This is a genomic window from Hymenobacter sp. BT491, assembly GCF_014349165.1.
Taxonomy (GTDB): Bacteria; Bacteroidota; Bacteroidia; order Cytophagales; family Hymenobacteraceae; genus Hymenobacter; species Hymenobacter jejuensis.
Genome location: NZ_JACSJJ010000005.1, coordinates 99,122 through 111,675, shown reverse-complemented (window position 1 = coordinate 111,675; position 12,554 = coordinate 99,122). Strand labels below are relative to the sequence as shown.

Sequence of the window (12,554 nt, the reverse complement as noted above, 5' to 3'; positions counted from 1 at the left end):
TTTTATTATTGCTATAAGTATTTGATTGTCAAATGCTTATAGAGCTATGCTTTTTGATACATTACCTCTTTCACGGCCTTCACCGTGCGGGCCACGTTTGGTAGCGACGCCTCGATGAGGGTAGGAGCGTAGGGCAGCGGCACGTCGCCGCAGGTAATGCGCACGACAGGGGCATCGAGGTAATCGAAGGCACGACGCTGCACCATGTAGGTCAGCTCCGAGCTGATGCTGGCCAGTGGCCAAGCTTCTTCCACGATCACCATGCGGTTGGTTTTCTTCACCGACTCGATAAGCGTATCATAGTCGATGGGGCGCACCGAGCGCAGGTCAATTACCTCAGCTTCAATGCCTTCCTTGGCGAGCTCGTCGGCGGCGGTCAGCACGATTTTCATCATTTTGCCGAAGCTCACCAGGGTTACGCTCTTGCCCTGACGCACCACGTTGGCTTTGCCAATGGGCAGCAGGTATTCTTCTTCCGGCACCTCGCCCTTGTCGCCGTACATCAGCTCCGATTCCATAAAAATCACTGGATCGGGGTCGCGGATGGCGCTCTTGAGCAAGCCTTTCGCGTCGTAGGGATTGGAAGGAACGACTACTTTCAGACCGGGCGTGTTGGCAAACCAGTTCTCGAAGTTCTGAGAGTGCTGCGACGAGAGCATGCCGGCGTTGCCAGTTGGTCCGCGGAACACGATGGGACACGAATACTGACCGCCCGACATCGAATAAAACTTCGCCGCCGCGTTGATCACCTGGTCGATGGCCACGAGCGAGAAGTTGAAGGTCATGAATTCGATGATCGGAATCAGCCCGTTGACGGCTGCGCCTACGCCGATGCCGGCAAAACCCAGCTCGGCGATCGGGGTATCAATCACTCGCTCAGCGCCGAACTCGTCGAGCATGCCTTGGCTCACTTTGTAAGCGCCGTTGTATTCAGCCACTTCTTCGCCCATCAGAAACACGCGCGGATCGCGGCGCATTTCTTCGGTCATAGCTTCACGCAGGGCTTCCCGGAATTGGATGGTCCGCATAGTTGATAGCAGAAAGTCGAAAAGTCAGAAAGAAAAAGCCGGAAATTTTCCGGCCCGTAAAGCTACGATGTGCAGCCCGTACGGGCAAATGAATACTATAACGAAACTCCCCGCCGCAAGTGAGGCAGGGAGTTTCGTTTTTATTCAGCGTACTGCCTCCAAAAACGTTTTAGAGCTGGCGAAATCCCGAAATTCCAGATCTTCCACGGCGCGCTGAGCAAACGCCCGGTCAACTTGCACGGCGCGGCGCAGCTGCTGGCCCATTTCGGCTTCGTTCTTGGTGCGGGCGGCAATTACGGCCAGGCAGTAATAAGCCATCGGATCGTTGGGTTTCAGTACCAAAGCTTCCTGGTAAAACTTGGCCGCGCCAGGGTAGTTATCCTTCAGCAAATAGATCAGGCCGCGATTCATCGTGTTCTGGTAGGTTTTGCTGCTGTAGCTCATGCTGCCCAAAGCATCGTCGAGCTGGCCGATTTCAATTTCAAGGGCGGCTTTGTCGGCAAATACCTTATCCAGAATGGGATGCGTGCCGCCCAGCTTGATGGCGTAATCGTAGTTCTGGAGCGCTTCCAGGCGGTCGTTGGCCCGGTGATAAGCCGCGGCTACGTGGTAAAACATCTCGGCGGTGGGGTTGCGGTGGGCGGCCAGCGTGAAGTTGGTGGCCGCGCGGCGCAGGTAAGCGCGTCGCACCTTGTCGCTCACTTCCTTCTCCGAGCGCTGAAGCAGCACCACACCCAAGTTATGGTACGCCTGCCAACTGCCGGTCATGGCCACAGAGGTTTCGTAGATGCGCTGTTTTTCGGCCAGCAGCGGCGTAAGCGTGGCCGAATACCGCAGTTCCTCCGGCGTAAGTGCGTCGCCTTCGGTCTGCTTCTCCACGATCTTTTTGGAAAGCAGATAAATCTCCGAATCGTAACGCTTTGGCGCAGTGTACTTTACCGCGACGGTGCCAAAACGCATGACCGGGTAGATGTATTCCTCCAGGTAGTCGAAGAAAGAAAGCTTGTGCAAGCTTTTTTCCTTTTGCTCGTAGCTGCCCGGCGTGTCGTTGATCAGCAGCACAACCGAATCGATCTGCTCGGGTTTCAAGGCCGAGGTCTGCACTTTGTTGAGAAACAGATCCCAACGGCGGTGATAGGCTTGGCTTTCAAACTGAATGTTGCGCACCGAATTCAGGTACGAATCGGTATCTACGCGGTGCTTGTAGTATTTGGTAAGGGCCTGCACGCGCTTGTCGGCCAAGCGCGGATCGTGGCGGTCGAGGGAGTCGGGCGAGTGGCCGGCCACAATCATGACCTTCTCCGTGTGCTGGTTGGCTTCAATAAAATCTTCCAGGGCAGTCACGTTGGTACCCAAGTAGTTGCGAATGCTGGATTGGCCGGCGTCGAAGTAAAACGGCAGCACGCGGGTGCCGCTCATGTTGTTGTCGGCGGTTTCGGGCAGCAGCTCAATGGTAGTGTCCTGCCGTACTACCAAGCGGCCCGTCGTGACGATGCCGCGGGCCAGCCGCATCTCTTTGCCTTTCAGGCGTTTGCCGCCTGACTGTATCTCGCGCACCACGGGCACCGCCACCAGTTCACCCGGACTTTTGGCGGGCGTGTACGGAAACGAAAACTGCTTCGTAATAACAAGTTGGTCTTTTTTCTGCTCGTCGTAGGTGTATTCGCCCAGCAGAAAAGGCAGGCGGCCCACCGTATCTTGGTTTAGGCCGTTATTGTAGCGGTAACTTAGGTTGAGCTCGTAAACTTTTCCCTTGCGCAAATGCTTAGCAGGAGAGCGAGCCGTGACGCTGAACAAGACATTCTCGCCATTACTCTCTAGTACCGAAGGATTTACCGTAACTTCCTGACCGGTCTGTGCAACCTTCAACATCTTGGATATCGTACAACTCGGTAACGCGGACGCAGCAACAAGCACCAAGGCAGAGGGCAACAGGCGAAGGAAAATTCTCATACGGTAGGAACGCGGGTCAGAAAGGCTGGTCAACAAACGCAAAAACTACCTTTTGGGGTTAGAAATTGTGTTGCTTTCGCAAGCAGGTGCTTGACGACCGCTCGGTTTATTGTTATTTTGAAGTGTAATAGTCGGCACGTCCGGCTGTATTGCGAAGGAGCTATGAAAAAAATCACGAACTTCATCGAGAAGCAGAGCTTCGGAGTCTGCAGCACCTTGGGGGACCGTCTTGGCTTCTCGTCCAGCAGCGTACGGCTGTCTTTTGTGTACGCCTCGTTTTTCACTTTCGGTTCGCCCATTGTCCTGTACTTTGCCCTAGCGTTCTGGATGAACGTGCGCCGCGCCATGCGCCGCCAGCGCAGCACTGTCTGGGATCTGTAACTCGCCAAACGTCCGTTTGCCCTGGGCAAAATACGCCCACACCAAGCTGCCGTTGAATACGCCCTGCCGCTCAGCCGTGCGTAGTTTGTGAAGGGAAGCTTTGCGCTGTAACTTCCAGTAAGTCAACTGGTTATAAAAATCGCGGTGCGCACGCAGAATAGCGCCTGCCTCCGCGGCTGCGCCTTGCAGCAAAGAGCGCAACGCGGCCACCCAATCCAATATCACTCGGCTGATCATGGTGCCAAGTAGCTCAGCTTCAGCCGTATTCTTATACACCAGCGCCAAGCCGTTGCGGTAGTTAAGGTAGGTTTTGCGCGGGTTGGACTTGTGCAGTGTGCCACCCCCAACGTGGTACACCGTGCTGCCGCCATGATACCACACTTCCAGGCCGGCGTTTTGCAGTCGCCAGCACAGGTCGATTTCCTCCATGTGAGCAAAAAACGCCTTTTCGAGGCCGCCTTGGGCGTGCCATGCCGAGGCCCGCACCATCATGCACGCACCCGTGGCCCATGCCACCGGCCGCGCATCGTCATACTGGCCACGGTCGATTTCCAGTGCATCAAAGAGACGGCCGCGGCAAAACGGATAGCCCAGGCGGTCGAGGTAACCGCCGCCGGCACCGGCGTATTCGAAGCGCTCGGGGTCGTGAAACGCTCGGATTTTGGGCTGGCAAGCGGCCACGGTCGGCCGCTCTTCCAGCAACGAGCGCAGCGGCCGCAACCACCCCGGCGTGACGGCTACATCGGAGTTGAGCAGCACGTAATACGGCTCGGCTACCTGCTGCAGAGCCTGGTTGTAGCCTTCGCAAAACCCTAAGTTGCTGCTATTCTGAATGATATGAACAGACGGAAATTCTTTTTGTAGCACGGCTACGGAAGCATCAGTGGAGGCGTTGTCGGCCACTACAATGCGGGCGCCGTCGGAATTGGCCAAAACAGAAGGCAGGAACTGCCGCAGCAGTTCCTGCCCATTCCAATTCAGAATCACCACGGCCACATCGGCGCACGAAGCCACCGCCGTCTCCGCACTAGAGCCCAAAGTTGCCAAGATCGAGACCCGGAATATTGGGCAGCAGCCCGGAGGTCTTGTTTTTGAGTTCTTCCTTCGCTTTTTCCGACACGTCATCCAGGGCCTTGTTCACGGCCGCTACCACGAGGTCGGCGAGCATGTCGCGGTCTTGGGGGGTGAGGAGCGATTCGTCGATTTCCAGTTTCAGCAGGTGGCGTTGGCCGTTGGCCGTGGCCTTTACCAGCCCGCCGCCCGACTCGGCGGTGGCAGTCAGAAACTGTAATTCATTCTGGGCCTGCTTCATTTTGTCCTGAAGCTCTTTGACCTTGCCCATCATGCCCATCATATCAAACATAAGCGTAAAATCTGTGTTTCCAGCGTCTGGAAGCGGTTTTGAAAAGTGAATTGATGCTGAGTTTGAGTTGCATCATGTTGTGAACATCAGCAACCTGCCGACTCTCAACTCTCGTTGAAATGGCCAAAATCGGTTTCCTGCTGCGTCAAACCAGCAGGGAATCCACCGAAGCTGCAATTTACGTGAAACATGCTCACCGAGGCAGCCTGTTTGTACAAGCCATTGGAGTCTGCGTGGCAGGCTGCTGTTTTCGACGAAAGAACCAAGAAGAACTAAGGAGCCTAGTCGTTTATCGAAAACAGTGGCTTATAAAACCACGGCCCTAAACTTCGTAAGAAGCTTAGGGCCGTGGTAGGTTAGAGATAAAAGTGCACTCAGCAGCAATGCGTTACCTAGTTGCCATTTGGGTTATGACTCAGCTTTTCTACTCGATTAGGATAAAAGTTAGGTATCGATTTTGGCGTTTTGCTACTTGTGTAGCAGGTTGATTTTTTTCAACCATTCTCTTATTTCGTTCCGCACCTGCTTTTCTTTATTTCCCTCCATCACGAAATACACGCCGTCCCTTTCCACGCCGCCTCGGCTTGAGAAGCCTTCTAGGACGGTGCTTTGGGGAGCCAGCGCCCGGACCGTCTCGAAACTGCTGCCTACCCCATAACCCGCATTGGTATTGAACGGTACAAGGGTTTTGCCGCGCAGGTCATACTGCTTCAGAAAGCTTTTTACCGGCGGCGGCAACTGCATGCCCCAGGTTGGAAAGCCCACAAAGACCACGTCGTACTGCCCCAGATTGGCAATTTTGGTGCGCAGGGGCGGCAGATAGCCGGTCTCGTTTTCATGGGCTACCTGTTGCACCGTGGCTTGGTAGTTTTCAGGGTAGGACTTTTCCGGTTCCAGCGCCACCAAGGTTCCGCCGACCATTTGGCGAATGAAGCTCGCCACGGCCTTGGTGTTGTTGGTGCGTGACAAATACACAATCAATATTTTGTCGGGATTCAAGGCAGATTTTGCATTGGCTTTCCCGTCCTCTGTTTGAGCGAAAGAACACGCTGAAATCAACAGAAAGAACGCCACAAACCAGCATGCCATGACAGCCAAGAGCCGCGCGTTACGTTGCAGTTGACGGTTAACCTGCATTTCCATCGGCTGGCGGTTTAGGTTTAGAAGGATTATAAATGGTAGCAAGTATGAGAGCGGTAAGCCAGCAGTACGCTGGTCTACCTCGTTAGCTTAACCAAACTGCCGGCTGCCAATCACGCGCGCACGTTTGGAAGGTTACGCCGGTTCGGCTAGATAGATTGGGGTTAGTGTTGCGGCGGCTGATTGGAGTTGTTCGTCAATTTAAGCGGCCGGGCCAGATGCGAGAACGTGAGCGAGCCCATCTTCCATTTGCCGTCCTCTTTGAGGTAGACCTCCGTCACCATAAAGGGATTGATGGCTTCGTTGCCCCCGACCATGGCCACCAAGTCAATGTCATTGAGCAGGATGGCGGTGTTGCCAAAGATGTTGACGGAAGCGGCGTAGACTTCGGCTTTCTTATACCAAATCATGCCGCCTTTGATAACATTCAATTCCTGATTTTTCCCCCAGCTGCCGCCCATGTGCACAAAAACGCAGTTTTCTTTAAACAGCCCATTTAACGCCGCTACGTTTTTGTCGGCCATCCAGGTCCATTTGGTTTTGGAGAGCGCCAGGAGTTCCTGTTCCTCTTTGGTGAAGGTGGTGGGGGCAGGGCTTGGCAATTTGGCCTGCGCAAAAGAGAGCTGCAGGCCCGTGAAAAGCAGAACCAAGGCTAGAAAAAGCGTTTTTACAATGTTCATTGGGTTATGTATTTACTTACCAGTGGAAAAATGAGGCTGGCCTACCAGGCATCTATCGTAACACCTCCTTTATTTGCTGCTGCGGTATTCGGCATCCGTTACCCTTTTCAACCAGATGGTTTTCCCTTTTTGCGTAGGGGTCGTGGCCAGGTACGCAAAGCTGCTCTTGGGTGCGGCTCCATGCCAATGTTCTACGCCGGGCTGGCATTTGATGACCTGCCCTTGCTGAACCGTTTGGCGGGGCTTGCCCCGCTCTTGGTAGTACCCGATGCCTTCGGTAATCAGCAGGATTTGTCCGGCTGGGTGAATGTGCCAATCCAGTTTGGCCCCGGGGGCAAAGGTGGCCGTGGCAATGCTGTAGTTGAAGACACTATCGGGCTCACTTAATTCTTTGAGCCACACCGTTCCCGTGTGATTATCGACGGTAGCGATTTCCCCTTTGGGAAAAATGGACGTTCGTTGCGCTGCTGCCGGCATCGACAGCGCGAGCACAAACAACAAGGTCGATACTGCTACTTTCATGATGTTATTTTCAAAGAATTAGGGTTCTTTCTATGTCAGGTGACAGAAGCTTCGGCCTGCGTTAGCGTAGGGTTCCCGACGTGACGGCCTTTTCAATGACATCCAACCTGGCTTTCTTGGGATCGGGTTCGCCCACGGCCGACCCATCGGAGCGAAACTCGAGAAGCTCGTTCTTTTGGGGATCGTACGCGGGCCATTTCGGCAGGCCCTTTCCGTTCGGGTTCCCGGTTTTGGCAAAGTTTACCCAGTAAGTGTTCATCAGCTTGGCTACGGCTTGGTCTTTGGGTGCCACAGATGCGCTGTTTGTAATTATCAGATTGTCAAATACATATGGAATCTCGGAGGCATGGGCCGCGCCAAAGCGCATCATCGGTTGCAGCGCGGGCGAGACGTAGGAGAACAGATAGAGGTACGCCGGATTGCCCTTGGCAGCAACGGCTTTCGCCGTAAACCGGGCCGGCTCGGCCCACACCTTGTCCGTGTTGACCTGCGTGAGCATCTGGGCCAACTCAGCATTCCCCTCCGGGTCGTAAACTGCCGCCGCTTCGGCCTTCAGGTTTCCGAATAGCGCCAGCAGTTGCTCCTTGGAAGCGGCGTTGACAAAGCCTGCCGGCACTTCCGCACTATTCGACCCGATCAGGATCGGAACGCCGGCCTGCCGACCGGCCTTGTAGGCGCTTTCGGCCGTTTCTACTACGAGCTTGCCATCAAGAATCGGCCCGGAATAGGTGGGCGGACCACCCGGGCCTGCTGTTTCCTGCCCGTCATCCACCACCTCGGCCGCGCTGAGCGCCCGCAGTTTGGTCAGCGCCGCGGCGTCTGCCCCCGCGATAGCATAGCGCTTGGCGAAGTTTGCGCCGATGCTTTCCGCCGAAACAGGATAGTGCACATCCGCGTTTTCCTGGTTGAGAGGGCGCCCGGTGAGCACGCCATCCCGGCCGCCCCCAGACTCGATGATCGCTTTATGAAACAGCCCTTTCGCCGCGGGGATGGTCAGGAGAGACTGCACGGAAACCCCTCCCGCCGACTCGCCAAAGAGGGTGACGTTGCTGGGGTCGCCCCCGAACTCCCCGATATTCTGTTGAATCCACTGCAAGGCCGCGATCTGATCCATGTAGGCGTAGTTGCCTGTATAGGCATTGGAGTTTTCGCGACTAAGGGCGGGAAACGCAAAAAAACCGAGGCGCCCCAACCGGTAGTTTAAGGACACCAGCAGCACGTCCTGCTTGGTAAAAGCGGCGCCTGAAAAATCAGGGCCGGCCCCGCTGCCGAACACAAAGCCCCCGCCGTGAATCCAAACCATTACGGGCAATTTGGATGTCTTCGTGGCCGAAGCTGGTTTCCACACGTTGAGAAACAAGCAATCTTCGGAAGAATTTTTCGACATGCCGGCGCCGCGCGGCCAGCCAGCCTGCGGACAATCCGCACAGAACTTGTTGGCTTCCCGCACGCCCTGCCAGGCAGGGAAGGGGCGGGGAGGGCTCCACCGATTGGCACCAACCGGGGCCGCTGCGTAAGGTATTCCCTTAAAGACGGACACATCGCCTTCGGTTATCCCGCGCACGACGCCGGCGGCGGTGCGAACCGTAGGCAGGGGTTGTTGTGCCGGCAAGGCGTGAGTAAGCAGGAAGGCGAATCCCAGAAGTAGTCTTTTCACAGTGTGCTCGTTTATAGGGTTGCTGGCTCGGTGCCACCGATGGAAAGGCGGGCGGTGCCGACAAAAGCAGGACTACTGTTTGGCTGCTGCTTCCACTCCGGAAAATTGGAGCACCATCGGCGGCAGCCGTTCGCCTCGGACCTGAATCTGGGCCAGTTCTGCGCTGAATTGCTGGAGTTCATCGGCCGTAAACCGGACCGCCTCCGCCCCGTTGTTTTCCAGCATATGCGCCATCTGGGTAGTGCCAGGGATGGGCACAATCCACGGTTTCTGGGCCAGCAGCCAAGCCAAGGACAGTTGGCCGGGCGTGGCTGCTTTCTGATTTCCCCAGCGTTGGAGTAGCTTCACCAGGGCCAAGTTGTTCGGCAGGTTCTCCGGCGCGAACCGCGACTCCATGCCGCGAATGTCGCCGGGCGCAAACCGGGTTTCGGCGTCGAGGGCCCCGGTAAGAAATCCCACGCCCAGCGGACTCCACGCCACGAACCCGATGCCGAGCTCCTGGCAGAGGGGCAGCACCTCCGCTTCCGGCCCTCGCCAGAGCAGCGAGTATTCGTTCTGAATGGCCGTCACCGGATGGATAGCGTGTGCGCGCCGGACGGTTTGCAGGCCGGGCTCGGACAGGCCGTAATGCAAGACTTTACCCTGCTTGATTAGGTCTTGGATGGCGCCGACCACGTCTTCAATGGGCACATTGGGGTCGACCCGATGCTGGTACAACAGATCGATGCGGTCGGTGCGCAAGCGTTGCAGCATGCCTTCGACCACGACCTTAATATGGTCGGGTCGGCTGTTCAGGCCCGGTAGCCGCTGTCCGGTTTTCTGGTCGATGTTCCAGCCAAACTTCGTTTCAATGACGATTTTGTTGCGGAAGGGTGCCGCTGCTTCGCCCAGAATCCGCTCCACCTCAAACGGGCCGTACGCCTCCGCGGCATCGAATAAGGTGACGCCGTGGTCGTAGGCAGTCTGGATGATGTGGTGCATTTCGGTCCGGGAAGGAACCGTCGTCTGGTAGGTCCGACTCATATTCTGGACGCCCAGGCCGACGCTCGACACTTCCAGGGTACCCAGCTTGCGGCGCCCACTCACACGGTTTTTTGTGGAAGCGGATGAAGCAAAAGAAGGCGGAGTAGCCACGGTGCAAGCGACGGGTAGCAGGACGCCACCCGCCAAGATCAAACCTGCTTTTAGCAGGTCGCGGCGGTTGAGGCCCGCCGCCCGTTGTTCGGTTGAGTTGTCCATGTTTTGTGAGCTAGGCTGAACCGACCCTTACCGGTTGATCATTTTCTGCTGCTGCTCCGAGTAGCGGGCGCCTTGGATGTAGATCTTGGCGCCTTCCTCTTCGATTCGCTGTAACTCGTTGATAGTTAGCTTCAATGCTGCGCCGCCAAGGTTTTCTTCCAGCCGGTGCAGCTTGGTGGTGCCAGGAATCGGGGCAATCCAGGGCTTCTGAGCCAGTAGCCAAGCTAACGCGACCTGGGCCGGGGTAGCGCCTTTCTCTGCTGCGATACGGCCGATGAAGGCTACGAAGTCTTGGTTGGCTTTGCGGTTCTCTTCCGGGAAGCGCGGTACGGTATTGCGGAAGTCGGACTTGTCGAACTGGGTGTTCTGGTCGATCTTGCCCGTCAGAAAACCCTTGCCCAATGGACTAAATGGTACGAAGCCGATGCCCAACTCTTCGAGCGTGGGCAGCACGCTCTGTTCGGGCTCGCGCCACCACAGGGAGTATTCGCTTTGTAGGGCCGACACGGGCTGCACGGCGTGGGCGCGGCGGATGCTCTCAGTGCCTGCTTCCGACAAGCCGAAGTACTTCACCTTGCCCTCCTGAATGAGGTCTTTTACGGCCCCCGCCACGTCTTCCATCGGCACGTTGGGGTCGACGCGGTGCTAGTACAACAGATCGATGTAGTCGGTCTTCATGCGCCGCAGGGATTGCTCGACAACTTCCCGGATGCGCTCCGGGCGGCTATCCAGCCCTAACGGGGGCTTGCCCTCTTTGAAGCCGAACTTGGTGGCAATAACCACTTGGTCGCGCACCGGCGCCAGGGCCTGGCCTACCAGCGTTTCGTTGAGTTCCCCGTAGGCTTCGGCCGTATCATAAAAAGTTACCCCACGGTCAACAGCCGTTCGGATCAACTGGATGGCCTTGTCGGAGGCCGTCACTGAGCCGTAGCCGAAGGTCAGGCCCATGCAGCCCAAGCCCAGGGCCGATACTTCTAGGCCGCTGGGGCAGAGTTTTCGCTTTTCCATCGGGTATGCTGATCTAAAATGTAAAACACTCCACCGCTCTCCCGCGCTAGCGACAGGAGCTTAGCGCAACTCCTTGAAGCACCGGATGTAGCCCGTATCCAAACAGGATAAGGGTTAATTGCTTGTATATCAGGCTATTGTTTGTCTGTGGCCTTTAAAGCAAGTGGCTGTGAGCAGGACAAAGATCCGAATGCCCGAGACGGCAGTTAAATAAGATTCAAACCAAAGAGTATGAATATCAAACAGAAGCGGACCAAGCGGATCAAACCGAACTAATGCCCGCCCGGTAGAACCGTCTGCGGCCGGCGGCGCAGTTCTCATCACAAGCGGCGGAGCCAGCGCCACGCCCAAATACCACCGACCTGCTTCCTCAACGTGCGCCGAGAGCCGTCGGCTAGGGCGCATTTGCATTGGGAAATGGATCAGACTACCTAGCGAAGCCCCTTTTTAATTAGTTTAAAAACTATACACTGTAACCTTGATGAGGGTGGCGGTGGTAGTGCACTTGCGGCCAGTATACTCACGATAGTAGCTACTGAGACCATGGTCAGCTACCCGCCTCTGTCTCACGTGGTCTTGCGGAACACTTGCGGGGTAGTACCGGTGTGCTTCTTGAAGAAGTTGTTGAAATAGGTGGGATATTCGAAACCCAGGCTATAGGCAATTTCAGCCGTACTCCAAGAGGTGTGGTGCAGCAGGGCTTTGGCTTCGCCAATAACGCGCTCGGCAATGTGCGCGGTGGTGGGCTTGCCGGTGGCCTCCTTCACAGCTCGGTTCAGGTGGTTGACGTGCACGCCCAGTTGCTGGGCGAAATCCTGCGCGGTTTTCAGCGGTACCGCCTGAGCAGGGCTTTCCACCGGAAATAACCGTTCCAGCAACTCCAGAAACAGGGCCGTTATACGCGCCGACGCATTTTTGTGCTGCACAAAGCTCTCGGTAGGCTGCATGCGCAGCGCCTCGTGGATGAGCAGTTGGAGGTAGGTGCGAATCAAGTCGCCCTTGTAGAGATACTCCGTGCCTTGCTCAGCCAGTATTTTCTGGAAGATACCCTTCGTATAGGCCGCCTGCTCGTCGCTGAGGTGGAAGATGGGGGTGCCGCCAACCTTGAACAGCGGCGACTGCTGCAGGCTTTCCGACCGGTCGTTTTCCTTCATAAAGGCCTCGGTGAAGAGGCAGGAATAGCCTTTCAGCCAAGGTTCATGGAGCTCGACGGAATACGGAATGTGCGGGTTGGCAAACATCAGGCACGTGCCGTTCAGCTCAAGGCTGCGGTCGGCGTAGTGCACGGTACAGTGGCTGGTCACCAAGCCCACCTTGTAGAAGTCCCGGCGGCGGTACGAGAGACTGGGGTTGACGGCGGTATCAACCTCATAGGCCTTGAAGCCTTGCAGTTTCAACTCTTGGGCCGTAACCTCTTGGTGGGAACTGACCGCTTTGGTTGTAGGAGCTACTTGGTGGTCCATGGCGCTAGTACGAAAATGACAGCATTGTACAGGTAATTCGCTGGGTGGTTTAAGATATGAAAAACAACTCTTCAGCGGGGCTACTGCTCATGGGCGGCTTGCTGCCAATTTTCACGCCCC

General features: G+C 56.2%; 11 protein-coding genes and 1 pseudogene. 1 reads left to right on the top strand and 11 read right to left on the bottom strand.

Annotated elements, in window-relative coordinates:
- Positions 1-44: 44 nt before the first annotated feature.
- Together H9I52_RS20260 and H9I52_RS20255 are read right to left on the bottom strand one after the other, a co-directional pair.
- A complete protein-coding gene (locus H9I52_RS20260) occupies positions 45-1,028 on the bottom strand; it encodes a pyruvate dehydrogenase complex E1 component subunit beta (RefSeq protein WP_139517619.1) in 984 nt (327 codons plus the stop codon).
- A 144-nt stretch (positions 1,029-1,172) separates the two neighbouring features.
- Complete coding sequence (locus H9I52_RS20255; protein WP_187455360.1) at positions 1,173-2,900, bottom strand: tetratricopeptide repeat protein; 1,728 nt, start codon at positions 2,898-2,900, stop codon at positions 1,173-1,175.
- Between the two features lie 243 nt (positions 2,901-3,143).
- On the opposite strand from H9I52_RS20255, the gene H9I52_RS20250 reads away from it, so the two are divergent.
- A complete protein-coding gene (locus H9I52_RS20250) occupies positions 3,144-3,362 on the top strand; it encodes a PspC domain-containing protein (RefSeq protein WP_187455359.1) in 219 nt (72 codons plus the stop codon).
- On the opposite strand, the gene H9I52_RS20245 is transcribed toward H9I52_RS20250, so the two are convergent.
- The 9 genes and pseudogenes from H9I52_RS20245 to H9I52_RS20205 all read right to left on the bottom strand — a co-directional run bounded on the left by H9I52_RS20245 (position 3,297) and on the right by H9I52_RS20205 (position 12,434).
- On the bottom strand, positions 3,297-4,409 hold the full coding sequence (locus tag H9I52_RS20245; RefSeq protein WP_262386159.1) for a glycosyltransferase family 2 protein: 1,113 nt from the start codon (positions 4,407-4,409) through the stop codon (positions 3,297-3,299). The two genes, H9I52_RS20250 and H9I52_RS20245, sit on opposite strands and share 66 nt — an antisense overlap.
- Complete coding sequence (locus H9I52_RS20240) at positions 4,390-4,725, bottom strand: YbaB/EbfC family nucleoid-associated protein (RefSeq protein ID WP_139517614.1); 336 nt, start codon at positions 4,723-4,725, stop codon at positions 4,390-4,392. The genes H9I52_RS20245 and H9I52_RS20240 overlap by 20 nt, the downstream gene beginning before the upstream one ends.
- Positions 4,726-5,193: 468 nt before the next feature.
- The gene (locus H9I52_RS20235; protein ID WP_262386158.1) at positions 5,194-5,868 is read right to left on the bottom strand and encodes a flavodoxin; all 675 of its coding nucleotides are present in this window, start codon (positions 5,866-5,868) and stop codon (positions 5,194-5,196) included.
- A gap of 161 nt (positions 5,869-6,029) precedes the next feature.
- The gene (locus tag H9I52_RS20230) at positions 6,030-6,545 is read right to left on the bottom strand and encodes a nuclear transport factor 2 family protein (RefSeq protein ID WP_187455357.1); all 516 of its coding nucleotides are present in this window, start codon (positions 6,543-6,545) and stop codon (positions 6,030-6,032) included.
- Between the two features lie 69 nt (positions 6,546-6,614).
- Positions 6,615-7,067: a cupin domain-containing protein gene (locus H9I52_RS20225; RefSeq protein ID WP_187455356.1), complete on the bottom strand. Its 453-nt coding sequence runs from the start codon at positions 7,065-7,067 to the stop codon at positions 6,615-6,617.
- A gap of 61 nt (positions 7,068-7,128) precedes the next feature.
- Complete coding sequence (locus tag H9I52_RS20220) at positions 7,129-8,724, bottom strand: carboxylesterase/lipase family protein (RefSeq protein ID WP_187455355.1); 1,596 nt, start codon at positions 8,722-8,724, stop codon at positions 7,129-7,131.
- 72 nt (positions 8,725-8,796) lie between these two features.
- On the bottom strand, positions 8,797-9,963 hold the full coding sequence (locus H9I52_RS20215) for an aldo/keto reductase (RefSeq protein WP_187455354.1): 1,167 nt from the start codon (positions 9,961-9,963) through the stop codon (positions 8,797-8,799).
- A 27-nt stretch (positions 9,964-9,990) separates the two neighbouring features.
- Positions 9,991-10,971 (bottom strand): annotated as a pseudogene (locus tag H9I52_RS20210) (aldo/keto reductase).
- A 566-nt stretch (positions 10,972-11,537) separates the two neighbouring features.
- Positions 11,538-12,434 (bottom strand): helix-turn-helix domain-containing protein, encoded by an 897-nt coding sequence (locus H9I52_RS20205; RefSeq protein ID WP_187455353.1) that lies wholly within the window; start codon positions 12,432-12,434, stop codon positions 11,538-11,540.
- Positions 12,435-12,554: the final 120 nt, after the last annotated feature.